Below are 25676 nucleotides of genomic sequence, written 5' to 3'. Positions count from 1 at the left end.
GTGCTGTACTGGCCGAAGCGCTGGTGGAATTCCCACACCATGCCCCACTGGAAGGTATAGGTGCCGGCGCTCGACGGTGCGCTGACCTGGAAGTTGAAGGTGGCGTTCTGGCCCGGCGCGACGGTGGACGGGCTCATCGCAATCCGGTTCATGCCAAAGGCAACGTTGTCGTCCGGCGTGGCCAGCAGGAAGTCGGGCGAGGTCCAGGTCGTGTTGCCGCTATTTCGGAACATCATCGAGACGTTGTAGCCGCCGCCGGGTGTCATCGTCGTGGGCACGCTGGCCGACACCAGTTGCGCGTCGTAGACCGGCGCCGGCGCGGCCACCGTGATCGTCGACGAGATATTGCCGCCGAACCAATGCATCCCTTCGCGCAGCATGGCCCAGCCGAAGGTGTAACTGCCCGGTGTCGTCGGCGCCGTGATCGTGAAACCGAATACGGCCTGGCCGCCCGGCGCGACGGTGCTGCCCAGGTCGACGCGGCCCATCCCCCAAGTGGTATTGTCCTGCGGGTTCTGCGAACCCAGGCGGTAGGGATAGGACAGGCCCGRATACCAGGTCGTGGTGCCGCTGTTGCGGATCGTGACCGTGACGTAGGCGGTCGAGCCCGGCGCCATCGTCGACGGCGCCGAGATGCTCACGCCCGTGGCGCCATCGTAGGGCGCGGGCGGCTCCGGGTCGTCCGGCGGCGGCGGCAGGTAATTGGTACCGGGCGGTGCCTTAATGACGGACGTGGTGGATGTCCCGAGCTGCGCCCAGGACGTGCCGCTCACACACAAGAGCAGCAGCGCGAGCGCCAGCGATTGCAGCAGGGTGCGTGCGCCGCGCAGGGCCGGCAAGAAGGCACGGACCAGCGTCGCGGAAAGGTCAACAGCGGGAGTTCGAACGGCCAGCATTACTTCACCTCCGCGATCTGGTGATTGTGCAGATAGATGTACTTGGTGCCGCTGCTGCCGCTGGGTGCGGTGTACAGCAGTTGCCCGGCCTGGCTATAGACCTGGATGCGGTTGACGCCRTCGGTGCCGACCACGCTGGCGCGGCGGCCGAGGCCGTCGTAGACATAGGTCGCGCGCCCGGGCGCGGCCGTCATGCGGTTGGCCAGGTCGAACTGGAAGCTCTGCGCGCCGCGRCTSGTGATGTTGCCCTGGCTGTCGTAGCCGTAGGCGAAGTTGAAGCTGGCCGGGCCGTTCGTGATGCTGGCCAGGCGGTTGGTGGCGTAGTCGATGTTGTGCAGCGTGTTGCGCGCATTCGGCCCAGCGGTGATCGCCGTCGAGACCAGGTTGTCGAGCGTGTCGTAGCCATAGGTCGCGGTACCCCACAGGTTCGGCGCCGTTGTCGTTTTGAGCCGGTCGAGGTTGTCGTACCCCATGCCGCGCGTCGCCACGCCCTGCAGCTGGTCGGTGATGCTCTCGACGTTGGCGTTGCTGTCGTAGGTGTATCGCTCGTTGAGCACGGCGCCGTCGGCCGCCACCTCGGGCAGGCCGCGCGCGTTCTGCGTCATTGTGTGGCGGATGCCGTTGCCGTACGTGAAGCCGGCAATCGCGCCGCTCGGGTGATAGCTGATCGCCGTCGCATAGCTGCCGACCTGGCGCGGCTCGCCCAGCGCGTTCGGGTTGTACGCGACCGTCAGGTTGTCGACCGGATAGCGCAGCTGGGACAGCGAACCGTTGGCGTCATAGCTGCGGGCGATGCCGTAGTTGACCCCGCCGTAGAGCAGGTTCTCCCCTTCCAGCAGGCGCCGCTTGTTGTAGCTGTAGGTCCACCTGGTGCCGTTCGAGGACACCGTCTCCGGCAGGCCGTCGGGCGTATACGTACGGTTGATGGCGGCGCTGCCGTCGCCGAAGCTGGTGTCTGTCAATCGATTGCGGGCGTCGTAGCCGAACGAGGCCTTCTTCGCCGCCCCCACGCTCGCGGTGTCGCAAGCGCTCGTGGACGGCAACGACAGGCCGGTCGCGCGCCAGGCAACATTGTTGGCCAGGTCGTAGTCCTGGACGGTCGCGCCGGTCTCGGGCTCGATGGTCTTGCACAGGCGCTCGTAGGCGTCGTAGAGATAGCTGCGGGTCAGGCTCAGGCCGGCGCCGCTGCGGGTGATCGATTTCGTCTTGCCGAAGACATCGCGCGCGATCGTGACCGTCACGCCTTCCGGCATCGCGATGCCGGCGATCGCCTCTTCGCTCGGCTGGTCGAAAGCCTGGTAGCTGGTGTAGCTGGTGTTGCCCCTGGCGTCCGTGTGGCTCTTCTGGAAGCCGCCGGTATAGCCGTAGTACTCGTAGAGCATCCCCAGTTCGCTGTCGGTCGCGCTTCCTGGGCGCCGACCTGGGCAAAGAATAGGGTGGTCTGGTTCCACCCGACCGTGTCGGCCGCCGGGTAGCCGATCGATGCCAGCCGGCCCATCGCATCGTAGCCGAAGCTGTGGGTCGAGCCTGCTTCGTTGGTCAGCGAGGTGATCTTGCCGAGATTGTCGACGATGGCCGTCTCGACGCTGCCGTCCGGGTAATCGATGCGCTGGGCAATGCCACGCTTGTAGTTCGAGAACGTGGTGGCCGGGTTCTTTTCGTCCGCGACGGTCCGGATGGTGCCGTCGGCGTTGTACGTGAACGACTGCTGCAGCTTGCCGAACTTCCTGACGCTCAGCACCGTGGACAGCGACGGATCGAAGGTGTTCTGCTGCATGACCTTGCCGGTATTGAGCTCGGTTACCTGCTTGACCTGGCCGAGTATCCATTTGGCGAGGTTGTCTTCGTAGACCGTCTGTTCGATACGGCCGCTGTTCAGGCTGCTGGCGCGGCTGGCTTGGGTGGGACGCGCGAAGCCGTCGAACTGCGTCGCCTCCCAGGTGAAGGTCGCGCCCTGCTGGGTCGTCTCGCGGCGGTCGACTTCCATCACGCGGGCCGCCATGATGCCGTCGCCGCGGCGTTGCAGGCTGTTGCCGTAAGGCTGGACCGGCTCGCGGTAGCGCAGCACGGTGGCACTCAGGGTTTCTCCGGTCGCGCTCACGGTTTCGGTACCGAGGGGCTGCCCTTCCGTTTCGCGGAACAGGGTGCCGAAGGTGTGCCGGGTGATGTTGCCGGCCGGGTCGGTGACGCTCACGACCTTGGTGGCGTTGCAGCCGTTACACGGTGCCCAGCTCGATGCCTCCGCCGGGTACTGGGTCGTCCAGATCAGGGCGGACAGGCCCGGGCCGCTCAAGACCTTGCGGGTCAGCGCATAGGTATCGAAGATTTTCGGATAGGTCGCTTTATAGCGGATCGGGCCGCCACTCGGGTCCATTTCCTGCAAACACATACTTTCGACCCCGGAACGTCCGTGCCGCGTTGCCGCGAGGGTAAATGTGCCGACGGCGCCCGACGGGTGGGTCATGGAACCCGTTATTTGATCGGTCGACAGGTAGCCGGGAACGTCGCAGTCGCCATCGCCCAGATATTGGACGCTGAACAGCAGGCTGCCGATGCCGCCCAGTTGCCATGCCGAGCCGTCCGGCAGGGTGACGGTTTGCAGTTGTCCATAGCTGTCGTAGGCATAGCGCCAGGTGCGCGTGCCGTCCGTGACGGACGACACGAGGTTCGACGCGGTCGAGCCAGGCGTCTGGTAATTGAGCGTGATCGTGCGCGGACTGCCCGAGGCATCGTTGGCGACGATGCTCTTCAATTGCCATTTGTTGGTGGTGTCGTAGGTGTAGCTGACCGTGTTGCCGAAGCGGTCGGTGACGAGCGTGGGCAGGATCCAGATTTCGACACGGCTGAGCTGCGGCGAAGCCGACACCGCCGGCGTGTTTTCTCCGCCCCCGAGGCCGAGCGCTCCCCCGGCGCCGGTCATGGCCGCCGTGGCGGAAGTTGTGGCGGAGGTCGTTTCAGGTCCAGAGGTGCCGGGATCTGCAGGCGCGCTCCGCAATTCCGGGGCGGAGCTCGACTTTTGAAGCGGCGGCAAAATGCGCTTCACCAGCCAGTCGAAGCGATATTCGGTGCCGTCCGGCGACACGGCAACAAAGCCTTCGCCGCTCTCGCCATTGGCCGCCGCCAGGCTTGGCAAGCAGCGGATCGCCCAGTTGTTCCGGGTGACCACGGGATAGGCCGACGGCGCGCTGCCGTTGGGAGCCGTGGTGTAGGCGGCGCTCCGTTGCAGCATTTCTTGGTCGCCCACACCGGGCACATACAGGAAACTGCCGTGCCAGTATTCGGTGCCGCTCCAGGACGCGGTCGGACTGGTCGCGGCCGGGGCCGCACTGAACCCGCTGCAACGGGCAGTCGAGTTATTGAGGGTCAACCATCCCTTTTGCTGGGAAAAAATACCATGCAAATGGGGAATTTCGAGATCCCAGCGGCCGAACAGCGTCTGATTCGTCCAGTCTTCGCCGGCCCGGATATGCCGTCCGACCGATACCGGAAGCGCACTATTGCCTGCCAAGGACACGTCGGTCTGGATGAATTCCAGTGCGCCCGTATAGAGGTTGATTTTGTCGCCAAACAGATCGGCACCGAGCCGGGTGACGGCCTGTGGCGCCCGGATCAATTTATTCTGGTCAGAATAACTGGTAGGACTTTCTTGCGCATGGGTGGCCTGGGAGAGCACCGCAACGGCAAAGATGGCGAACTTCGTGAAACCCTGAGCATTGACGAACTTTTTCGTTTTCATGTGCAAGCCGTGAGGGAAGTTCCGGTGGGAAACTTCATCATGGCACTAAACGTACATATGAAAACTCTCAAAAAGTTTCATTTAACGAATATTTTTCAACGATTGCCCTAATTTCATACCGGCAGTTTGAAAAAATCTTCAGTTGCCGATCTTTTCATTAATCGGGAGCCCCTCATGTTCGGCACCGGCCATCCCAACCTTCCCACCGTACGAAGGCGGCCATGTTCATGCTGAGAAGCCAATGATCGCGAACGGCCGTATATGGACTCCTCCTCGTTTGCAAACAATCCGTCGTCAGGCCGTGAGGTACGACTGCTCACGTATATCCGGTCTCCTACTGCGGCACCTGTGCCAGGCGCTGGACCCTGATGGGCTATTCGCGCGCCGGCTCTCTATCGCTTCTTCGGGCTCGAAGGCCTCGGACATTCTCGGGTTCTGCCAGCGCCGGTTCGACCTGTTGGCCATCATGCGGCTTGTCATGCAATCGTGGTTCGGATGCTCCGACGTCGTAACGATACTATTATTGCTGAGCTTACACGGGTATCGGCTGATAATCTGTTCCTCTGCTCATCATCGCCCAAGCGATACGTGCCGTCTTGTTTGCCAACGCTACCGCGGCAACATTTGGATGTCGTACAGTTGCAATACGCGTTACCCAAGTGCTCAATCGGTCGGCTTTGGCATTAGCCGTGCGAAGCACCGATCGCGCTCCGTGTATCAGCAAGCACCGCAGGTACGTGTCGCCTCTCTTGCTTATCCCTAGCAAACGCTCCTTTCCTCCAGAGCTGTTTTGCCTGGGCGTCAAACCAAGAGAAGCCGCCATTTGTCGGCCATTTGCAAAATGTCTGGCATCGCCAATCGTTGCCACAAGAGCTGTCGCAGTTATTGGGCCAATTCCACGCAACTGCTGCAAGCGAATCGCTACCGGATCCTGCCGCGCAATCTGCTCGATTTCCCGCTCGAGCTCGGCAAGCCGTCGATCCAACATCAGCAGATCTTGCCAGAGCCCTCGCAAGAGTCGACGAAATCGCTCGCTAAGCCCGTTGTCGTTGTCTTCAAGCCAGCAAGGGATCGCTGCTCTCAAGTGAACCAATTCTTTCGGCGCAACCAATCCGTACTCGGACGTCAAGCCACGTATTTGATTGGCCGTGGCCTTGCGTTGATCTGCCAGGTTTGCACGTACGCGATGCACTGCCTGGATGTCTTCCTGCTCGACCGTCTTGATGGCCGCGAATCGCATGTGCGGCCGGCTCATCGCTTCACAGATCGCTTCGGCATCGTTGGCGTCATTTTTGTTACTCTTGACGTAGGGTTTAACGAATTGCGGAGCGATCAGCTTGACTGTATAACCTTGTGTCTGCAGCACTCGGGCCCAGTGATGGGCGCCACTGCAAGCCTCCATGCCGATTTCACAGCCGGGCTCGATCTGGGCCAGCAAGGCCTTGATCCAGTCAGCCCGGACAAGTTTGCGTCGCCAAACTGCCTTCTCGGACCGATCGACGCCATGCACCTGAAAGACGTTCTTTGCCAGATCGACCCCAACGCGGATAAGCTCCATGGTGGACTCCTTCTTTCCAAACCGGTTGTGTGGAAACTCCAGTTTGGCACTTACGTGCCCTCAGGGGGAGGAGGAGTCCATCCCACTGCTTCTGGCCGATATTGTGCCCGAGGCCGGCCGCACAAAGTGCGCTCCCGTACGGAGCGCCCGCTCCGACCGCGTAGACTTCGCATGACCGCCGGTGGGCACCGCGTGCCCCACCGGCGACGGTTTGCATGTCGAACGGGAGCATCATGAAGAGCGATACCGACCTGGAAGAACGCGCATCGGGCAGCGACCCGATACCGAACAGCGATCCGCCCGCCGCGGCCAAGGCTGCCGGCCTGCGCTACGTGCACGACGACCGCCCCGGCATCCGCCGCGAGCCGGACAAGGAGGGCTTTCGTTATCTCGACGCCCGCGGCGATCCGGTCGAGGACGAGGCCACGCTCAAGCGCATCAAGTCTCTGGCCATTCCGCCGGCCTGGACTGAGGTCTGGATCTGCCCCCAGGCCAACGGCCACCTGCAGGCCACCGGGCGCGATGCGCGCGGGCGCAAGCAGTACCGCTACCACCCCAAGTGGCGCGAGGTGCGCGACGAGGTGAAATACGAGCGCATGATCAAGTTCGGCAAGGCCCTGCCGCAGATCCGCAAGGAAGTCGACCGCGCCCTGGGCCTGCCCGGGCTGCCGCGCGAAAAGGTGCTGGCGACCATCGTCTACCTGCTCGAAGCGACCATGATGCGCATCGGGAATGACGAATACGCCCGCGAAAACAAATCCTACGGCCTGACCACGCTGCGCAACCGCCACGTCAAGATCGACGGCAGCGAGGTCGAGTTCCGCTTCCGCGGCAAGAGCGGGGTCTACCACGACGTCAAGGTGAACGACCGGCGCCTGGCGCGCATCGTCCAGCGCAGCCGCGACCTGCCGGGCCAGGACCTGTTCCAGTACCTCGACGGGGACGGCGAAACGCACACCATCGGCTCTGCCGACGTCAACGACTACCTGCGCGAGATCAGCGGCGAAGACTACACGGCCAAGGACTTCCGCACCTGGTCGGGCACGGTGCTGGCCGCGATCGCGCTGCAGGAATTCGAGAAGTTCGATTCCGAGGCCCAGGCCAAGAAGAACGTGGTGCGCGCCATCGAGACGGTGGCCGAAAAGCTCGGCAATACGCCCTCGGTGTGCCGCAAGTGCTATGTCCATCCGGCCGTGCTGGAATCCTATATGGACGGCACCATGGTCGAAGGACTGCTCGCGCGCGCCGAGGAAACGCTGGCCGAAGACTTGCAGGACCTGCAGCCCGAGGAGGCGGCCGTGCTCGCCTTGCTGCAGCAGCGCCTGGCACAGGACGTGCCGGCGGAACCCAGGAAAGTGCAGCACACGCGCAAGGCCGCGTGATCCCAAACGACCAGGAAAGGAAGCAGCATGCCAGCAAGTATCGAGCTCGTGGCCGAATTCGGGCACCAGGTGACCGGCGTCTCGGTCTCGGAAACCGGACGCATCTTCGTCAACTTCCCGCGCTGGACCGAGGACAGCGCCGTCTCGGTGGCGGAGCTGAGGGACGGCGGCCTCAAGCCCTACCCCGACGAGGAATGGAACGCCTGGCGCAATGCGAAGAAGGACGAGATCACGCCGGACGACCACTGGGTCTGCGTGCAGAGCGTGGTGGCGGACCAGCGCGGCAGCCTGTGGGTGCTGGATCCGGCGGCGCCGGCCCAGGCCCATGTGGTGTCGAAAGGGCCGAAACTGGTGAGGATCGACCTCGCCAGCGACAAGGTCGCGCAGACGATCGCCTTCGACGAGGACGCCGCGCCGCAGGGCTCCTACCTGAACGACGTGCGCTTCTCGCAGGACGGCAAGTACGCCTTCATCACCGATTCGGGCGTCCGGGGCGCGCTGCTGGTGGTCGACATCGCGGCCGGCAAGGCGGTGCGCGTGCTGGACGGCCATCCGTCCACGCAGATGAAAAAGGGACTGAACGTGAAGCTTGAGGGCAAGGAGTTGCGCCGCCCGGACGGACGCGGCGTCGAGTTCTCGGCCGACGGCATCGAGCTGTCCAAGGACGGCGATTACCTGTACTGGCAGGCGATCAAGGGCGATGAGCTGTACCGCATCCCGACCGCCGCCCTGCTAGGTGCCAGTTTGAAGGGCGAAGACGTGTCGGGCCAGGTCGAGCAGTACGGCATCAACGGCGTCAACGACGGCCTGCTGATCTCGCGCGGCACCGACGACATGTACCTCACCTCGGTCCAGGACAATGCCATCAAGGTGCGCAAGCTGTCCGACGGTCCGCAGGCCGAGGCGAAAGTCGTGGTGCAGGACGAGCGCCTGCGCTGGCCGGATACTTTCAGCCAGGGTCCGGACGGCACGATCTACGTCACCACGTCGCACATCCAGGATTCGGCCTTCTTCAAGCCGGATGCGCCGCCGGCGCTGCCGACGCAGCTCTGGAAGCTGCGCTTTGCAGGCTGAGGGGCGCGCTCAGGCGCCGCTGACGACAGGGGCAGCGGCCTGCGCGGGCTGCGGCGCGGCGGCATGCGCCTGCAGGCCGATGCTGGCAAGCGCCACCAGGGCCGCCAGGATGGTCAGCACGCGCAGGCGGCGATAGCGGGTGGAAGGCAGGGAGTGTCTCATCTTGTTATCCTAGTTTTGGTATTTACGTACTGCTAGCCAATCAGCATACCAAAGCCTCCCTCGCCAAAAATACGCGGATTGTAACGAGTGCCGAGAACGCAACACTCGACTAGAATACGGCTGCCCCGACTCCTTTTCGCGCCGATGCCATTTACCCTGCTGCTGCCGGTCTTCCAGCTCGCCGGCCTCGGCGCCCTGCTCGTGAAACTGCCCTGGCTGCGTCCCGGATGGCATACTGGCGTGACCGAACTGACGGCGAAATTCCTCGTGCCGGCGCTGCTGTTCGCCAGCGCTTGGCGCACCGGCATCCCACCCTCGCTGTCCTGGAAAGTGCTGTGCGCCTTCTACCTGCCGCTCGGCTTCCTGTTCGCCGGGGCGCGCCTGTTCGCCGGGCGCGCCGGCACCGGCGCCGCGGCGGCCCTGGCGGCCACCTATTCGAACACGGTATTCGTCGGCGTACCGGTGCTGATCCAGGTGCTCGGTGAAGGCAGCCTGCAATTCGCCTATCCGGTGATCGCCTTCCACAGCCTGTGCTGCTTCACGCTGTATCACCTGAGCGAGGAAGGCGGACCCTCCGGCTGGCTCGGGCCGGTCGTCAATACGCTGAAGAACCCGATCGTGGCGGCGCTGCTGCTGGGCCTCGCGCTGAATCTCGCCCACGTAATGCTGCCGCCGGCGCTGCTGCGCGTGATCGACATGCTGGGCGCGGCCGCCCTGCCCTGCGCCCTGCTGTCGCTGGGGGCCTCGGTGGCCTCGCTGGCGCCGGGACGCTGGCTTGCCACCGGCGCCATCGTGCTGGCCAAGCTGGTCTTCCTGCCGCTGGGCGTGATGCTGCTGTCGGTGTTCGTGTTCAAGCTGCCGCCGGCGGCGGCGATGGTGCTGATCGTGCTGGCTTCCTGCCCGGTCGGCGTYAACGCCGCCTTCGTGGTCAGGCCGGCCGGCGGCGGCGCCCAGCTGGTGAATTCGGCCATCCTGCTGTCCAGCCTCCTGTGCGCGGCCACCATCCCGGCCTGGCTGTGGCTATTGCGCCATTTCTGAGGCCAGCCCCGAGGCCAGCCCGAAGGCGCCTTCGCGCAGCAGGCCGCGCACGATGCGGAAGCGCCAGACCCGCTCGACCGGCGGCATCTGGTCGGGATCGGCCGCGGCCCAGTCGATGTCGGCCAATCCCTGCAGCTGCAGCAGGTCGCCACTGGCGAAATCGGCCAGCACGATGGCGGCGCGCGGCTCGGCGATGAAATTCCCGAGCGTGTTGAAGTAGCGGTTGCCGTTGTAGTCGGGCACCGTCAGCACGCCATTTTCCAGCCGCGCGAAGCCGGGCGGGCCGCCGCGGTGCGAGATGTCCAGCCCGGCCGCGGCGCCCTGCACGGCGGCGCCGCTGGCGCTGGCCACGAACAGGGTGCCGCAGGCCGCCAGCATCTCGCGCGCACGCGCAGGCAACCCGGTCCCGAATGCCGTCACCGCGCCGGGCATGCGCGCCACCGGCGCCAGGCTGCGCACCTGGATGTAGCGCGGACAGTTGCCGAAGGACTGGACCACGTCCACCGAAAAACCATCGTCACTCACCCGGCCGACGACGCCGTTCAGGCGATTGCGGCGGCGCGTGCCGAGGTCGATGCCGAGCAGGCCGGCCGGCGCTCCCGCATGCAGATGCGCGCGCACCGGGTCGCCGGACTGCGGCAAGGCGGCGATGCTGAGCTGCGCCGGGTCCGGCGAACTGGCGAAGCCCGGCGGCCCTTCCACCAAGGTGGCGAGCGGCCAGCCCTCGGCATCAGGCACGGCGACGCAGACGAAGCGCAGCAGAGGGAAGAAGGCGCGATGCTGTTCCGGCATGCGGGTGCGGATCGGCGCAGCGGCCGGCGCCGCTCCCGCCAGGCGCTGGGCATGCAGCTCGCCGGCGTGGAAAGGCAGGGCGATGCGGTCGTTGTCCATGGCCGCCGCCTCAGTCCGCGGGCATCGGCACGAAGCCGGGCAAGGCCTGCACGCGGGCGATCCAGGCGCGCACCTGAGGGTAGGCATCCAGCGCGATGCCGCCTTCTGGCGCGTGGGCGATGTAGGCGTAACAGGCCAGGTCGGCGACGGTCGGCGCGGCGCCGGCCAGCCAGTACCGCGCGCCCAGCTCCTCTTCCATCAGGCCGAGCACCCGGGCGGCGAGGCGCTGCGCCAGCGCGGCCGGCACGCCGGTATCGAAGAAGCGCGCGTTGATGCGGGCGGCGGCCGGGCCGTAGGCGATCTCGCCGGCGGCCAGCGACAGCCAGCGCTGCACGCGCGCCGCGCCGACCGGGTCGTCCGGCAGCCAGTTGCTGCCGGGGGCGTAGCGCCTGGCCAGGTAGACGAGGATGGCATTGCTGTCGGCCAGCGCCAGGCCATCGTCTTCCAGCACCGGGATCTGGCCGAGCGGATTCAGGCCGCGGAATGCGGGCGACTGGCGCACCGCGGCCGGGCTGTCGACGAATTCATGGGGCAGGTCGAGCAGGTGCAGGAAGAGCATGACCCGGTGGGTATGGCCGGACAGGCGGGTGCCGTGGAGGATGCGTGCTGGCTGTTCCATGGTGGTCTCGTTTCTCGTCATGTGATCGGAGATGCCATCCTAGGCCCATTGCCTTATTGCGAGAATCCAGCATAATCGCAATTCACCATTTCGACATTCGCAATAATGGACCGATTCGACGAGCTGCACGTGCTGGTCGCCATCCTCGACACCGGCAGCATGGCGGCCGCCGCGCGCAAGCTGGGCCGCTCGCCGGCCGCCGTGACCCGCGTGCTGGGTGCCCTGGAAGCGCGTGCCGGCGCCCGCCTGCTCGAGCGCAGCACCCGCCGCATGACGCCCACGGAGGCCGGACTGCGCCTGGCCGAACAGGCGCGCCGCCTGCTGGCCGATTACGAGGCCGCGCTGGATGCCGAGGAAACCTCGATGCCGCGCGGCCTGCTGCGCATCGCCGCGCCGAACGTGTTCGGGCGCCGCCACGTGGCGCCGGTCGTCACGCGCTTCCTGTCCGCCTATCCGGACGTGCAGGCCGAGCTGCTGCTGTCGGACCGCAACGTCGACCTGATCGAGGAAGGCATCGACGCCGCCGTGCGCATCGGCCCCTTGACCAACCTGAGCCTGGTGGCGCGCCGCCTGGGCGAGGTACGCCGGGTGACGGTGGCCAGTCCCGCCTACCTGGCGCGGCGCGGGACGCCGGCGACGCCCGCCGACCTGTCCACGCACGAACTGATCATGTCGACCTCGGTGCGCAGCGTGGCCGAATGGCGTTTCCGCTCGGGCGCCCACGAGCAGGTGGTACGCTACAGCCCGCGCCTGCGCGTGAACGACGTCGAGGCCATGCTATCGAGCGCCTGCGACGGCTTCGGCATCGCCCGCGCCCTGTCCTACCAGGTCGAGCCCCTGCTGCGCGCCGGCAGCCTGCAGCGCCTGCTGCGGGACTACGAGCCGGAACCGCTGCCGGTCCACCTGGTGCTGCCGAGCAGCCGCCACATGCCGGCGCGGCTGCGCGCCTTCGTCGATTTCGCCGTCAAGGAGTTGCGCCAGGATTCCGCGCCGGGCTAGGCGCTCAGTGCGGTTTCAGGCTCGACCTCCGGCGCCGCCTTCTTGCGGTGCGCCGACGCGCAGGACAGCACGCCGCCCAGCAGCAGCGCCATCGCCAGCCATTCCAGTCCGCTCGGCCAGCGCTGCTCCCACAAGAAGCCGTACAACAGCGCGAACAGGGTCTCGAAGACGATCATCTGTCCGGTCATGGTCAGCGGCAGCAGGCGGCTGGCGTGGTTCCACAGGGCGTTGCCGACCACCGAGCACAGGATCGCGACCGTGGTGACGATGCCGGCGAAGCTCCACCAGGCCGAGGACGCATGCACGCCCGGATGCAGGATGAAGGCCGGCACCGCCAGCAGCACCGCCTGGGCGCCGGTGACGACGCCGACCAGCAGGCTCCAGTCCTGTGCCGAGATCCCCTTCAGGCGGGTCAGTTCACGGCTGTTGACGACCGCGTACCAGGTCCACGCGGCCAGCGAACCTGCCGCGCACAGCAGGCCGAGCAGGGATCCCTGCAGCGAGCCATGCTGCGGCGCCGACAGCGACTGCCAGCTGATGCAGACCAGCCCCGCCACGCCCAGCGCCAGCGAGGGCAGCAGGCGCAGCAGGGGCGCGGCATCGGCATCGCGCCGGCCGGCCAGGGTCACGGTGACCGGCAACAGGCCGATGATGAGCGAAGTCATCGCCACACCGCCCAGCAGCACCGCATTCGCCAGGAACACGTAATAGATGATGTTGCCGGCAAGGCTGAGCAGGGCCAGGGTTTTCCATTCGCGCCAGCCCAGCAGGGGCCGCACGCGCCGCCACGAAGGCGCCAGCAGGCTTGCTGCGACCAGGCCGTAGGCCAGGTAGCGGCCGGCCGACAGCTGGATCGGCTGGAAGCCGCGCGTCAGTTCCGGTGTGAGAAAGACCAGGCCCCAGAAGGCGCCGGCCAGGATGCTCGCGCCAATGCCGAGCCAGTGATGTCGTACAAGCATGTTCTACCAACCTCCCGAGTCCGGAATGATCTCCGGACTACCCCGGGATTGTCTTGACCGGCCCTGCTATTGTTTTGACGTATTCTCCAGGCTGGCTTCCCGGTGCCGGCGCCGGTAGGCCGCCGGCGTCATGCCGGTGGCCTTGCGCAACGCCCGCGTCAGCGCGCTCTGTTCCGAAAAGCCGCTCCGTAACGCCAGCTCGGCGATCGGCACATCGGTGCGCGCCAGCCATTCGCGCACGCGGGCAAGGCGGTGTTCCAGCAGCCAGGCATGCGGCGTGGTGTCGTGCTCCTCGCGGAACAGCGCGTGCAGGCGGCTGACGCTGCAGCCCAGCGAGTTCGCCATCGAGCCGGTGCTCCACGCCAGTCCCGGCTCGGCCTCGATGCGGGCCAGCAGCGCGGCCAGGCGCGAACTCGGACGCGGCGCGTCCAGGGCCAGGGTGTCGAGCAGCAGCGGCACCCAGCCCTGCAGCACCGATGGCGCCACGGCGCCGCCGTCGGCCATCAGCGCCATGAACTCGACCAGCTTGCGCGAGGCCGCGCCGAGCGGCGCGAAGGGGCGCTCGAACAGACGCCCGGCGGTAGCGGCGTCGAGCGCTTCGGTGCCGATGTCGACGATGATCGAGCGGTTGGAAGCATTGCCGTGCTGGGCATGCCAGGCGCCGGGGGCGACGAAACCGGCGCGCAGCGGATCCAGCATACCCTCCCGTCCTTCGACCTCGAGCAGCAGCTCGCCCTTCAGCGGCAGCACCAATTGGGCGAATTCGTGGCGGTCGGGCGCGCTGGGCTGGCCGTAACTGCGCAGGTGGAGGTCGACGGTAGAAGGCATCGGCCGAGTGTAGCATGTGGACCCCGGGGCCCGCTGGAGGCGCCCCGGGGACATCCTGTCCGGCGCKTCATGCGTCAGGACGGATGTTGTGATTGAAGCGGAACAGGTTGTCCGGGTCGTACTGGCGCTTGATGTCGACCAGGCGCGCGTAGTTCGGGCCGTAGGCCTCGTGGATGCGCCCCCCTTCGTCCTGGGTCAGGAAGTTGATGTAGACGCTGCCGGCGGCATACGGTGCGGCGGCGCCGAAGAATTCGCGCGCCCAGGAGATCACCTTGCCGTCGTCCGCCGCCTCCGTCCAGCGGCCGTGGACGTTCATCGCGAACTGCACGTTGCGGTGCGGATAGGCGGTGGCGTCCGGTGGACGCGTATTCGCCTTGCCGCCGATCAGTCCGAGGAAGATCTCGCAATGCGGCGTCGGCAGCGAAGCGGCATAGCGCAGCACGACGTCGATGGCCTCGTCGGACAGATGGGTGAAGTTGTGCGATTTCCAGTAATTGCGGGCGCCCGGGGCCAGCAGCGGGTCGAAGGTCTTCTGCCACGCCTCGTAGGGCATCGCGCCGACGTGCTCGCCCACTGCCTGGCCGCAGGCACGTACCCGCTCCACCAGCGGCGCCACCGCATCCATGGGCTGCGGCGAGAACAGCGCCAGCGCCACGATGTCGCTGCCGTGCACCTCGGGCGCCAGGAAAGGCAGGGGCGGCGCCTGGCGCAGCACGGCCCACACGCTCATTTCGTCCGGCAGGGTGTCGACCAGGTCGCGGTAGCGGCGCATCACCTCGCGCCCCTGCGCGGCCGAAAACACGACCAGCCCGGCCGTGACCTCGGGTCCGACCGGGTGCAGGGCGAACTGGAACAGCGTCACCACGCCGAAATTGCCGCCGCCGCCGCGGATGGCCCAGAACAGGTCCGGCTCGTCCTGGGCGCTGGCCCAGTGCCGCCGGCCGTCCGCGGTGACGACCTCGGCGCCGATCAGGCTGTCGACCGCCAGCCCGTACATGCGGCTGAGCCAGCCGAAGCCGCCGCCCAGAGTCAGGCCGCCCGCGCCTGTCGTGGAATTGATGCCGAGCGGCACCGCCAGCCCGCAGGACTGGGTTTCGTGGTCGACGTCGGACAGCAGCGCACCGCCGCTCACCCAGGCCAGGCGCGAGCGCGGGTCCACGTGGACGTCGCGCATGCCCGACAGGTCGATCACCAGGCCGTCATCGCACAACGCGCTGCCGGCGATATTGTGCCCGCCGCCGCGTACCGCCAGCGGCAAACCGTTGTCGCGCGCGAAGCCGACCGCCGCCACCACGTCGGCGGTGCCGGAACAGCGCGCGACCAGGGCCGGACGGCGGTCGATCATGCCATTCCAGATCGCGCGCGCGTCGTCGTAGCCGGGGTTGCCCGGCTGCAGCACCGGCCCCCGCAGCGTGGCCTTGAATGCATCGACCACTTCGTTTTTCATATTGGTCATGCTCCACCTCCACCAAAGAGGACGCCACAGGGCGCCATCCATGCAGCATAGGTGCTATCGGGGGATGTGCAAGCAGAGAAGTGGTCGAGGCATCAGAGCCGCACCAAGCGCCCGCCGTCGACGCGGATGGCGTCGCCGCAGATGAAGGCGGCAGCCGGCCCGGCCAGGAAGGCGATGGCGGCGGCGATGTCGTCCGGCGAGCCGATGTCGGCCTTGTTGATGGTCTCGGCGCCGGAGCGCACGTTCGGGTTATCCCACAGCATCGGCGTATCGACCGCACCCGGCAGCACGGCGTTCACACGGATGCCCTTGGGCTTGCCCTCCAGCGCGGCCGAGCGGGTCAGCGACAGCAGCGCCGTCTTGGCCGCCGCGTAAGGCGCGACCAGGGGCTCGGTCCTGATCGCATGCACGCTGGAGACGTTCACCACCGTGCCGCCCGCCTTCATCTTGAGGAAGGCCTGCTTGATGAAGAGGAAGGCGCCCAGCAGGTCGACGCCGAGGATGCGCTGCCAGTCCTCGACGGTCTGTTCCTCGATCGGCTTGAAGCTCATCAGGCCGGCATTGTTCACCAGGATGTCCCAGCGGCCGAAACCGGCGATGGCGGCGTCGGCCGCTGCCGCCACCTGGTCCTCGCGCGAGACGTCGCAGACGATGGTGGCGATGCGCTTGGGATCGGCCCCGGTGTCGGTGGCCAGCCGGCCCGCCGCATCGTCCAGCCGCTTCTGGTCGAGGTCGGCCAGCAGAACGCTGGCGCCCTCCCTCAGCAGCTGGCGCGCGGTGGCGTAGCCGATGCCACCGGCGGCGCCGGTGACGATGGCACTGCACTCATCGAGCTTCATGGCGACCTCCTTGTCGTTCAAATACGCTGATCGAACACCTGGCGCAGATAAGCAATGAAAGTCTCATCCGTGCCCATACCCTTGCCCGGGCTGTCGGACAGCTTGGCCACCGGCTGGCCATTGCAGCGCGTGAGCTTCATGACGATGTTCAGCGGCTCGAATTGCGTATCGTTGGTGAGCTTGGTGCCGATGCCGAAGCCGAGCTGCACGCGGTCGGCGAAATGGCGGTAGAGGTTCAAGGCTTTCGGCACCGACAGCGCGTCCGAGAACACCAGGCGCTTGGTGCGGGCGTCGATGCGCAGCTTGGTGTAATGGGCCAGCGCCTTCTCGCCCCATTCGACCGGATCGCCCGAGTCGTGGCGCAGGCCGTCGAAGAGCTTGGCGAAATACAGGTCGAAGTCGCGCAGGAAGGCGTCCATGCCGACCACGTCGGTCAGCGCGGTGCCGAGGTCGCCGCGGTATTCCTGCACCCAGTCTTCCAGCGCCTTCTTCTGGAAGTCGCGCAGGCGTACGTCGAAGGACTGGAAAGCCTGCATGTATTCGTGGGCCATGGTCCCGATCGGCACCAGGTTGAATTTCTTTGCCAGGTAGACGTTCGAGGTGCCCTTGAAGAACTGCGGCAGCTCGCGCGCCATGGTCCGCACCACTTCTTCGTGCCACTCGCCGGAAAAGCGGCGGCGTACGCCGAAGTCGAAGAAGTCGAAGGGATTCAGGCGCTTTGGCTCCGCATCGAAGGCGCGCAGTTCCTCGATCTTCTGGGCCAGGCGCCGCCGAGCCTCTTCCAGCGCGGCGGCCTGGTCGAAGCGGCGGAAATACAGCTCGTTGACGATGTAGAGGACGAAGATCTCGAAGCCCATCACGTGCACGACCGGACCGGTGGCGCGGATGCGCAGGTGGGGGCCGTCGGTCGTCACTTCGATGAACTTGCGCTGGAAGCGGAACAGGGTCAGGAAGTCGGCGAAGTCACTCTTGATGAAGCGCAGCGAGCGCATGTACTCGACCTCGTCCTCCGTGAACATCATCCCGCACAGGTGATCGAGTTCGCGCTCGACTTCCTCCTTCAGCTCGGCCAGCGGAAAGGCCGGCGTGTTGCGGCACTTGAATTCGTACTCGCCGATGGCGTTCGGGTGCATGTGCAGGAAGGCCTGCCACATCGTGAATTTATAGAGGTCGGTTTCGATCAGGCTGCGGACGACTGGTTTCATTGAAGGTCTTTCGGTTCAGGCACGGGCTTGCGCCTGTTTTTTCGTGCGGCGCTTCGGCGCCAGCATGGTGCCGCTGCAGCCCGGCGTGCCGCAGCGGCAGGCAAACAGGCGCTTGAGCGCGGGTGTGTGGCGCTCGTCATAAATGAGCGCGTAATTGTAGTTCAGCTCCTCGCCCTCGTCGATGTCGCGCAGGGCGTGGATATACACCCGGCCGTCTTCCTCGTAGGCTTCGCAGTTCGGTTCGCAGGCGTGGTTGATCCAGCGCGCATCGTTGCCGCGCCGGCCGCCGTCGATCACATTGCCGTCGGCGAGGCTGAAATAGAAGGTGTGGTTGACCGGGCCGCCGCGCTGCGCGGCGCGGGCGGTGGCATCGTCCCAGCTGATGCGCTCACCGCGGTATTCGATGATGCGTTCCCCGGCTTCGATGGGCCGCAGGGCGAACACGCCGTTGCCGTGGACCGGGGACTTCCTGACTTCATAAGCTGCGGATTTCTTCGGGATGCTCATTGCTGGGCCGGAAAGATTGAGGGGGCGGAGGCCTCATTATTGCCTGAATTCCGGCAAGCCTGCCACACCGCCCCCCATTTCCAGACCTCAGGCGCTGAAGTCTTCCTCGCGGAATTCGGCGCCGGCCCGGCTCCCCGCCTGCTCGGCCCTGCGCAGCTCGACGCGGCGGATCTTGCCGGAGATGGTCTTCGGCAGGTCCGTGAATTCCAGGCGGCGGATCCGCTTGTACGGCGACAGGCGCTCGCGCGCGAAGGCAAAGATCCTGCCTGCCAGCTCGCGGGTCGGCTCCACCCCTGGCCGCAGGGTGATGAAAGCCTTCGGCACCGACAGCCGCAGCGGATCGGGGCTGGGCACGATGGCCGCTTCCAGCACGTCCGGATGCTCGATCAGCACGCTCTCCAGCTCGAAGGGGCTGATGCGGTAGTCCGAGGACTTGAACACGTCGTCGTTGCGGCCGACGTAGAAGTAATAGCCGTCTTCATCGACGGTGGCGGTGTCGCCGGTGTGATAGTGGCCGGCGCGCATGACGTCGGCCGTCTTGGCCTCGTCGCCCTCGTAGCACAGCATCAGGCCCAACGGCGCCGGGTCCAGGACAAGGGAGATCTCGCCCTCCTGGGCCGGCTGTTCGTCGGCGTCCAGCAGCGCCACACGGTAGCCCGGCAGCGGACGGCCCATCGAGCCCGGCTTGAGGAGCTGGCCCGGCGGATTGCCGATCTGGCAGGTGGTTTCGGACTGGCCGAAACCGTCGCGGATGCGGATGCCCCAGGCCCGCTCGACCTGTTCGATCACTTCCGGATTCAGCGGTTCGCCGGCGCCGACCAGTTCGCGCAGCGGCGGCTTCCACGCCGCCAGGTCTTCCTTGATCATCATGCGCCACACGGTCGGCGGCGCGCACAGCGAGGTCACGCCGCAGCGGCAGATCACGTCCAGGCAGGCGCGCGCCGAGAATCGCTCGTAGTTGTAGACGAAGATGGTGGCGCCGGCATTCCAGGGTGCGAAGAAGCAGCTCCAGGCATGCTTGGCCCAGCCGGGCGAACTGATGTTCCAGTGGACGTCACCCTGCTTGAGGCCGATCCAGTACATGGTCGACAGGTGGCCCACCGGATAGCTCTGGTGGCTGTGCAGCACCAGCTTGGGCTTCGCGGTGGTGCCGGAGGTGAAGTACAGGAGCAGCGGGTCGGTGGCGCGCGTAGAGCCGTCCGGGGTGAACTGCCCGTCGGCCGTGCTGCTATCCGCAAAGTCTTGCCAGCCGTCCGGCCTGCCCGCATTGCCACCACCTACCGCGATGCGGGTATAGTCGCCAGCCAGCTCCGCGAACTTATGGGCTTCGGAGGCCTGGGCAATCACGTGGCGGATATGGCCGCGCTGCAGGCGGTCTTCGAGGTCGGCGGGCGAGACCAGCATCGTGGTCGGCACCAGCACGGCGCCCAGCTTGATCCCGGCCAGCATGATTTCCCACAGCTCGACCCGGTTGGGCAGCATCAGCAGCACGCGGTCGCCGCGGCGCACGCCCTGCTCCCTCAGCCAGTTGGCCACCTGGCCGGAGCGGAGCGCCATGTCGGCATAGCTGATCTTCTTCTCGCTGCCGTCTTCCTCGACCACCCACAGGGCCGGGGTCTGGTTATCCTTCGCCTGGACGTCGAAGTAGTCGAGGGCCCAGTTGAATTCATCGAATTCCGGGGCCGGATAGTCGCGGTAGGCGGTGTCGTAGTCGAGGCGGTGCTGTTGCAGGAAGTCGCGCGTGCGGATGAAGCGCTCGTAGGGGGATGCTGCCATGGCGGTCTCCTATTATGTTCTCCTTCGAACATTCTGCCATGCCGGGCGGCATCCCTGCCACACCTGCTTCAGGGACGGCGCAATTCCTTCACTTCGCGGATATCGACTTCGCCTACGCGCACGTCGTCCTTCGGCATCATCATGTCGATGACGCGGCAGTCGCCGCACATGCGCATGCGGTCGAGGTTGCCGGCGAAGGCCGGATGCGAGGCCAGGCGCGCCAGCATGGTCTCGACCATGCGCAGGGTGCCGAAAGGCTTGCTGCAGCGGATGCAGTGGAAGGGCTGGGTCTCGTTCAGCACCACGGTCTGCTTGCGCGACTCCGTCAGGTTCATCCGCGGCACCAGGCGGATCGCGTCCTCCGGACAGGTGGTGGCACACAGGCCGCACTGCACGCAGTTCTTTTCGACGAAGCGCAGCTGGGGCGCGTTCTGGCCATCCATCAGCGCCGAACTCGGGCAGGCGCCGACGCAGGACATGCACAGGCTGCAGGCCGAGGCATCCACCGCCAGCGTGCCGAACGGCGCGCCCGCCGGCAGCGGGATCTGGTCGACCTTGACCGGGGCGTGGCGCACCAGGTGGTCGAGGGCGTAGTCCAGCGTGTTGCGCTTGTCGGCGGCGATGTTGAAGCCGGCGCGCTGGCTTGGGCTCTGCCCACGCGGCGCGTGCTGCAGGCCGACCGCCAGCTCGTCCACGCTCCCGGCCCGCAGCAGCTGCAGGTGGGGGCCGGCGTAGCCGAGACCGTCGAGGATGGCCTGGGCGATCTCCATCTGCTGGGCCAGCGCGGCCGCGTATTGCGGCGCCTCGGCCGCCGTCGTCAGCACCGTGATGCCGGCCGCGCCATAGGCCAGGGCGCTCAGCCAGACGTCGATGCCGGTCGAGGCCGTGTGGTGCAGGCCGAGCGGCAGCAGGCGGCCGGGGACGGCATCGCCGAGCTGGGCCAGCAGGGCCGCTCCTTCGGCGCCGTGCAGCAGCACGACGGGCTCCGCGCCGCCGGCCTCCGCATAGGCCTGCAGCGCGGTCTTGATGCGGCCGCCCGTGTGGCCGGCGGACGGATAGGCGTAGGAGATCGCACCGGTCGGGCAGACCGTGGTGCAGGCGCCGCAGCCGGCGCACAGATAGGGGTTCACCTTGATCAGGTCGCCGGCGCCTTCGATCGCACCGGCCGAGCAGATCTCGACGCAGGCATTGCAGCCGACCAGCTGGTTGCGGCTGTGGGCGCACAGGCGCTCCTTGTAGCTGAAATATGTCGGTTTTTCGAATTCGCCGACCATGTCCAGCAGCTCCTCGACGGCAGCCGCGCGCGCGGCTTCGTCCAGTCCCGGCGCGTAGTAGCCGTGCGGGTGCTGGTGGGTCGCGATCTGCGGACTGGCGCCGAGGTCCAGCACCAGGTCGAACTTGCCATGCTCGGGCGCGCGGCCAGGTGCCTGCCAGGTGGCCTGGAAGGCGCCCAGCCAGCCGCTCAGGACGATGGCGCGGGCCGGGAACACGGGGTAGATGCGCAGCGGCGGTTTGTCTTCACCATCGAGCAGCAGCACCGTCACGTTCAGGCCGGCGGCCAGGCGGTCGGCCCAGGGCAAGGCCTGGGCGCTGCTGCCGATCACCAGGGTGTGGCCGGCGGAGCGGTAGCCGACCGTGTCCAGCGCCTCCGGCGGCTCGATGTTGCCGAGCGCGGCGATGGCGGCCGTGCGGGCGAGCCGATTGCGTGCCTCGATTTCCGGATCGGCGCCCTGCCCTTCGATGAAGCGGATATTCATTGTGTCTCTTGCTCAGGTGGTTGTTGTGTTTGTATTTGCGGTTCTTCTTCCGGGTCCCCGATCATCTTCAGGAAGGCGCTCCTGGCGTGATCGAGCGAGGCCAGCATCTGTTCCGACACCGGGCTGGGCTGGGTGTAGTCGTCGATGTAGACGTCCAGCCTGTCCATGGTGTTGAAGTGCGGGTCGGCGAACAGTTTCTTCAGCGCGCTGCGGCGCACGGCCTGGTCGACGCCGCGGGCGACGAAGGCCGAGAAGTCGGATCCGCTGTCCAGGGTGGCGACGTCGTCCATCGTCGGCAGCGGGCGTTCCGGGGCCTCATTCGGCTGAGGCTGCGGCTGCGGCTGCGGCTGCGGGATCGAGTGCGATGCGGGCTGCGCGGCAAGGGCCGTGGCGACGGCGGCGGGCTCGGCCGGCTGCAGCGGTGCCGGCCCGGCCGGCGCCACGCCGCCTTCCCGGGCTTCGGTCCGAAGTTCGTTCTTTCTACGCGCCCAGCGGCGCAGGAAGCCTTCGTCGGACATGGTCACCCGTGCTGCCGGCCGCGCCGCGGCTTGGGCTGGTAGTGCTCGCGCAGATAGGCGGCCACCCAGGCGTAGATATCGGCGGACATGGTGACCCCGTCGGCGTTCTCGCCCGAGTCGAACATGCGCGTGCCCTCGACATAGCTGACCGAGGCCCGCACCGGCATCGCCCGCCCGTCTTCCATGCGCCACAGCACGAAGACCTTGGACTCGGGCGCCATCACGTTTTCGTAATAGCCCTCGTTCTCGTCCGGATAGAGTTCCAGTTCGAGGCCGGAGACCAGGTAGTAGTCGCGCTCCGGCGCCTGGCTGAGCATCTGCACGTGCGGCAAGTTGCCGCGGTCGGGCACCACGCCCACCGCTTCCCAGGCTTCGTCCGCCCACACGTGGCGGACGCTGCGGCGCTGCATCAGTACCGCGATCGGCATGCTGCCCATCTTCATCGCTCGCTCACCTCATCCTCACTTCTTGCTGACATTCTTCGGCGTGTCCTTCTGTACCGTCGGCGGGGCGTCCTTCGGCTGGGCCTGGGTCGGGACCTTCTTGACGTCCTCGCTCGGCGGCGCCGTGCCCAGCTTCTCGCTCTTGATCGCCGGCTGTCCGGCTGCCTGTCCTGCGGCCGTGGTGTTGCCGGCGCCAGGCGAGCCCGCAGGCGGCGGATTTGCCGGCCCGGCGGCGGTGACGGCGCCTGCCGCCGGCGCCGCCGCCGCGATCGCCACCGCGGGATTGGTCTTCCAGCCCTGCTCGGCGGCGCGCGAGCGCCAGCGTGTGGTGACGGCATCCATCGACGCCGCCAGGCTCAGCTTGTCCTTGGCGGCCTGGGCGTCGGCCTTGGCCTTCTTCTCGGCGGCGGCCTGCTGCTGGGCCGGGGTCGGCGGCGGCAGGGTCGCCCAGGCCACGCTGGCGATCAGCAGGCCGGCAATCAGCAGGGCCGCCTTGATCGCCGGGTGGCGCCTCTTGTGCGCCCTCTTGAAATGAATGGTTCTCATCGCATCGTCCTCGTCGTTTCCGCGCTTCGCCCAACCTCCGGCTCAGCGTCCGGGGGCAGCGCTGTTGGCGCCCGGATCGCGGTGGGCGGCGGCCGGCTGCGGCGCCGGTTCCGCCGCCGGCTTCACCGGATTGTTGCCGCTGTCGCCGGACGGTTTCTCGGTCGCGCCCGTCCGTGCGGCGGTGCCGCTGGACGGCGTCGACACACCCGAGCTCGGGCCCTGGCCGGTTTCGTGCGTGCTGCCGCCGGTGCCGGCGCCCGCCGTATTACCGCCGGCGCCGCCGGCGATGCCCGGGGTACCGCCCGCATAGGTGGCGTCGGTCTTCGGTTTGTTATTCCTTGCCATCACCACGCCGCTGGACTCGCCGCCGGCCGTCACCATGCCCGGGAACCTGGTCTGGCGCATCGACTCGTCGCCGTGCTTCTTGCAGCCGGCCGCGCTCACAAGCAGCGCCAGGGCGCCCGCATGCATAAGAAAAGCTAATGCTTTCATGGCCTGACTCCCGGCGGCAGAGTGCCCGGTGCGCCGCCGGCCGGCGGATGGTCGGGCGGCGGCACGTGATTGTCGAAGGTGCCCGGCGGCACGCCCGCCTTGACCTCGTCGTACCAGATGCCGTGGTGGGCCCGCGCCCAGGCTTCGTCGACGTCGCCATGGCGCATCGCGTGGTAGGCACCCGGCGTGCCCCAGGTGCCGATATAGATGTGGCCCATGGCGGCGGCGATGTAGAAGGTGGCGCCCAGCAGGTGCAGGTAGTTCGCGATCTGCAGCACGTAGCGGGTCTGGCCGAAGGCGACGAAGTCGAGGATCAGGCCGCTGATCGACATCACCAGGCCCAGCAGGGTCACGCCGAACCAGAACCAGCTCTTCTCGCCGGCATTGAAGAAGCCGGCCGGCACGTGTTCGTGGCGCAGCATGCCGCCGGCCTTCCTGAACCACAGCCAGTCGACCCTGCGGAAAAAATTCCGGCGCAGGAAAGTGAAGAACATCAGCACCGAGCACAGGATGAACAGCGGACCGACGAAGTTGTGCAGGTACTTGAAGATATAGGCGATGAAGGCGAACACGTCATGGCCGACCAGCGGGATCAGCAGCTTCTTGCCGAACAGGATCACCAGGCCGGTGACGGCCAGGATGATGAAGCTGATCGCCGTCGCCCAGTGGATGTGGCGCTCCCAGTTGGTGAAGCGCTGGATGCGGCGCCCGGTATCCGGCGATCCCGTCTGCAGCTTGCCGACCACCTTGGCGACCAGGAAGACTGCCAGCAGGGCCAGCACCAGCACGGTGCCGGCCAGGGTGGCGAGCGGGCCGTTGCGGAACACCCGCCACTGGTTGCCGCCGCGCTGGACGATGACGTCCCCTTCCTTGTTGCCGTACTGGCCGAGGTAGTGGCGGTCGATGTGCACGCGGCCGGAATCCTTCGAGGCCAGGCCGGGATCGGGCACGCGCGAGTCCTGCTGGGCCTGCAGGATGGTCTGCTCCTCGGCATAGGCCGGCTCGGCGCGGTTGTTCGGCACGCCGGCCCAGGCCGCCGACAGGCTGAGCGCCATGAGCACACACAGGATGATCGATCGCATGGTCGGCTCCTCAGGGATTGGCCCGGTTGTATTCGTTCTGGTGCTGGTTGCGGTTGCTGATCGTGCCCCACCAGGCCAGCCTGTCGTTGTGGAAGTGGGTGGCGAACGGCAGGTTGTCCTTCTTGCCGGCGTACTGGCCCTTGATCCAGTGCGGATGCTGGTCGACTTCCAGGCAGCCGGCCAGCAGCGCCATGGGAATCAGCATGAGGATGAGACGCTTCATGTCGGCAGCCTCCCCTCGTCGTTCTGTGAGTCCTTGAGGTTCTGGTTGTCGCGCGGGCCCTGGCCGGTGGCCTTGATGTCGCCGCCGCGCTTGGGTTTGCCGTAGGCGATCTTCCAGCCCCACAGTTCCGGGCCGTAGCCGCGGGTTTCGACGCGCTGGCGGTAGATGTCCGCGATGACGCCGGCATCGCCACCGATCAGGGCCTTGGTGCCGCACATCTCGGCGCAGGCCGGCAGCTTGCCTTCGGCGATGCGGTTGCGGCCGTATTTCTTGAATTCGGCTTCCGAGGTATCCGGTTCCGGACCGCCGGCGCAGAAGGTGCACTTGTCCATCTTGCCGCGGTGATTGAACAGGCCGCTCTCCGGGAACTGCGGCGCGCCGAAGGGACAGGCGTAGTAGCAGTAACCGCAGCCGATGCACTGGTCCTTGGAGTGCAGCACGATGCCGTCCTCCGTGTGGTAGATGCAGTTGACCGGGCACACCGCCAGGCAGGGCGCATCGGTGCAGTGCATGCAGGCCACCGAGATCGAACGTTCGCCGGGAACGCCGTCGTTGATCGTCACGACGCGGCGCCGGTTCACGCCCCAGGGCGTCTCGTTCTCGTTCTTGCAGGCCGTCACGCAGCCGTTGCAGTCGATGCAGCGCTCGGTGTCGCAAATAAACTTCATTCGGGCCATAAGACCTCCTAAA

General features: G+C 66.7%; 25 protein-coding genes. 4 read left to right on the top strand and 21 right to left on the bottom strand.

Going from position 1 to position 25676, the window contains the following annotated elements:
* From AC1DIX_RS01040 to AC1DIX_RS01030, 3 genes are all read right to left on the bottom strand, one after another.
* Window positions 1-896, bottom strand: an 896-nt coding sequence (locus tag AC1DIX_RS01040) for an NBR1-Ig-like domain-containing protein (RefSeq protein ID WP_477321327.1), incomplete at its 3' end; no start/stop codon positions are given.
* Window positions 897-2133: 1237 nt separating this feature from the next.
* Entirely contained in the window at window positions 2134-4632 is a 2499-nt protein-coding gene (locus tag AC1DIX_RS01035; protein WP_477321325.1) for a hypothetical protein, read from the bottom strand.
* 532 nt (window positions 4633-5164) lie between these two features.
* Entirely contained in the window at window positions 5165-6190 is a 1026-nt protein-coding gene (locus tag AC1DIX_RS01030; protein WP_477321323.1) for an IS110 family RNA-guided transposase, read from the bottom strand.
* A gap of 233 nt (window positions 6191-6423) precedes the next feature.
* Here AC1DIX_RS01030 and AC1DIX_RS01025 point away from each other — a divergent pair, with 233 nt between their 5' ends.
* Both AC1DIX_RS01025 and AC1DIX_RS01020 read left to right on the top strand, forming a co-directional pair.
* Entirely contained in the window at window positions 6424-7572 is a 1149-nt protein-coding gene (locus AC1DIX_RS01025; protein WP_477321321.1) for a DNA topoisomerase IB, read from the top strand.
* Between the two features lie 27 nt (window positions 7573-7599).
* The gene (locus AC1DIX_RS01020; RefSeq protein WP_477321319.1) at window positions 7600-8646 is read left to right on the top strand and encodes an L-dopachrome tautomerase-related protein; all 1047 of its coding nucleotides are present in this window, start codon (window positions 7600-7602) and stop codon (window positions 8644-8646) included.
* A 9-nt stretch (window positions 8647-8655) separates the two neighbouring features.
* On the opposite strand, the gene AC1DIX_RS01015 is transcribed toward AC1DIX_RS01020, so the two are convergent.
* On the bottom strand, window positions 8656-8808 hold the full coding sequence (locus tag AC1DIX_RS01015) for a hypothetical protein (protein WP_441934129.1): 153 nt from the start codon (window positions 8806-8808) through the stop codon (window positions 8656-8658).
* A 144-nt stretch (window positions 8809-8952) separates the two neighbouring features.
* Here AC1DIX_RS01015 and AC1DIX_RS01010 point away from each other — a divergent pair, with 144 nt between their 5' ends.
* The gene (locus AC1DIX_RS01010) at window positions 8953-9846 is read left to right on the top strand and encodes an AEC family transporter (protein ID WP_477321317.1); all 894 of its coding nucleotides are present in this window, start codon (window positions 8953-8955) and stop codon (window positions 9844-9846) included.
* Here the strand turns inward: AC1DIX_RS01010 and AC1DIX_RS01005 are convergent.
* Both AC1DIX_RS01005 and AC1DIX_RS01000 read right to left on the bottom strand, forming a co-directional pair.
* A complete protein-coding gene (locus AC1DIX_RS01005; RefSeq protein ID WP_477321315.1) occupies window positions 9829-10737 on the bottom strand; it encodes a pyridoxamine 5'-phosphate oxidase family protein in 909 nt (302 codons plus the stop codon). The genes AC1DIX_RS01010 and AC1DIX_RS01005 overlap by 18 nt on opposite strands.
* A 10-nt stretch (window positions 10738-10747) precedes the next feature.
* The gene (locus AC1DIX_RS01000) at window positions 10748-11356 is read right to left on the bottom strand and encodes a glutathione S-transferase family protein (RefSeq protein WP_477321313.1); all 609 of its coding nucleotides are present in this window, start codon (window positions 11354-11356) and stop codon (window positions 10748-10750) included.
* 105 nt (window positions 11357-11461) lie between these two features.
* Between AC1DIX_RS01000 and AC1DIX_RS00995 the strand changes: the two genes are divergently transcribed.
* A complete protein-coding gene (locus AC1DIX_RS00995; RefSeq protein WP_477321311.1) occupies window positions 11462-12355 on the top strand; it encodes a LysR family transcriptional regulator in 894 nt (297 codons plus the stop codon).
* On the opposite strand, the gene AC1DIX_RS00990 is transcribed toward AC1DIX_RS00995, so the two are convergent.
* From AC1DIX_RS00990 to fdh3B, 15 genes are all read right to left on the bottom strand, one after another.
* Entirely contained in the window at window positions 12352-13314 is a 963-nt protein-coding gene (locus AC1DIX_RS00990; protein ID WP_441934119.1) for a DMT family transporter, read from the bottom strand. The two genes, AC1DIX_RS00995 and AC1DIX_RS00990, sit on opposite strands and share 4 nt — an antisense overlap.
* A gap of 66 nt (window positions 13315-13380) precedes the next feature.
* A complete protein-coding gene (locus AC1DIX_RS00985) occupies window positions 13381-14142 on the bottom strand; it encodes a helix-turn-helix transcriptional regulator (protein WP_477321309.1) in 762 nt (253 codons plus the stop codon).
* 67 nt (window positions 14143-14209) lie between these two features.
* A complete protein-coding gene (locus tag AC1DIX_RS00980) occupies window positions 14210-15598 on the bottom strand; it encodes an FAD-binding oxidoreductase (protein ID WP_477321307.1) in 1389 nt (462 codons plus the stop codon).
* Between the two features lie 92 nt (window positions 15599-15690).
* On the bottom strand, window positions 15691-16437 hold the full coding sequence (locus tag AC1DIX_RS00975; RefSeq protein WP_477249384.1) for an SDR family NAD(P)-dependent oxidoreductase: 747 nt from the start codon (window positions 16435-16437) through the stop codon (window positions 15691-15693).
* 17 nt (window positions 16438-16454) lie between these two features.
* The gene (pncB, locus tag AC1DIX_RS00970; protein ID WP_441934111.1) at window positions 16455-17642 is read right to left on the bottom strand and encodes a nicotinate phosphoribosyltransferase; all 1188 of its coding nucleotides are present in this window, start codon (window positions 17640-17642) and stop codon (window positions 16455-16457) included.
* A 15-nt stretch (window positions 17643-17657) separates the two neighbouring features.
* Window positions 17658-18149: an SET domain-containing protein gene (locus tag AC1DIX_RS00965; protein WP_441934109.1), complete on the bottom strand. Its 492-nt coding sequence runs from the start codon at window positions 18147-18149 to the stop codon at window positions 17658-17660.
* 87 nt (window positions 18150-18236) lie between these two features.
* On the bottom strand, window positions 18237-19925 hold the full coding sequence (locus AC1DIX_RS00960) for an AMP-binding protein (protein WP_477321304.1): 1689 nt from the start codon (window positions 19923-19925) through the stop codon (window positions 18237-18239).
* A 68-nt stretch (window positions 19926-19993) separates the two neighbouring features.
* On the bottom strand, window positions 19994-21682 hold the full coding sequence (locus AC1DIX_RS00955; protein ID WP_477321302.1) for a 4Fe-4S binding protein: 1689 nt from the start codon (window positions 21680-21682) through the stop codon (window positions 19994-19996).
* Window positions 21679-22200 carry a DUF3306 domain-containing protein gene (locus tag AC1DIX_RS00950; protein WP_477321337.1) on the bottom strand — a complete coding sequence of 174 codons (522 nt, stop codon included), beginning with the start codon at window positions 22198-22200 and terminating at the stop codon, window positions 21679-21681. The genes AC1DIX_RS00955 and AC1DIX_RS00950 overlap by 4 nt, the downstream gene beginning before the upstream one ends.
* A 2-nt stretch (window positions 22201-22202) precedes the next feature.
* The gene (locus AC1DIX_RS00945) at window positions 22203-22643 is read right to left on the bottom strand and encodes a DUF3305 domain-containing protein (RefSeq protein ID WP_477321300.1); all 441 of its coding nucleotides are present in this window, start codon (window positions 22641-22643) and stop codon (window positions 22203-22205) included.
* Window positions 22644-22661: 18 nt separating this feature from the next.
* Window positions 22662-23189 (bottom strand): hypothetical protein, encoded by a 528-nt coding sequence (locus AC1DIX_RS00940; protein WP_477321298.1) that lies wholly within the window; start codon window positions 23187-23189, stop codon window positions 22662-22664.
* 42 nt (window positions 23190-23231) lie between these two features.
* Window positions 23232-23681 carry a hypothetical protein gene (locus AC1DIX_RS00935; protein ID WP_477321296.1) on the bottom strand — a complete coding sequence of 150 codons (450 nt, stop codon included), beginning with the start codon at window positions 23679-23681 and terminating at the stop codon, window positions 23232-23234.
* Entirely contained in the window at window positions 23678-24763 is a 1086-nt protein-coding gene (locus tag AC1DIX_RS00930) for a formate dehydrogenase subunit gamma (RefSeq protein ID WP_477321294.1), read from the bottom strand. Before AC1DIX_RS00930 ends, AC1DIX_RS00935 begins: the two co-directional genes overlap by 4 nt.
* 10 nt (window positions 24764-24773) lie before the next feature.
* Window positions 24774-24986, bottom strand: coding sequence for a hypothetical protein (locus AC1DIX_RS00925; RefSeq protein ID WP_441934093.1), 213 nt, complete (start codon window positions 24984-24986; stop codon window positions 24774-24776).
* Complete coding sequence (gene fdh3B / locus AC1DIX_RS00920) at window positions 24983-25663, bottom strand: formate dehydrogenase FDH3 subunit beta (RefSeq protein WP_477321292.1); 681 nt, start codon at window positions 25661-25663, stop codon at window positions 24983-24985. The genes AC1DIX_RS00925 and fdh3B overlap by 4 nt, the downstream gene beginning before the upstream one ends.
* Window positions 25664-25676 lie beyond the last annotated feature (13 nt).

Source organism: Massilia sp. 05N420 (genome assembly GCF_056397205.1).
The sequence above is the reverse complement of the archived record's forward strand: the minus strand, read 5'-3'. Positions and strand labels throughout refer to the sequence as shown.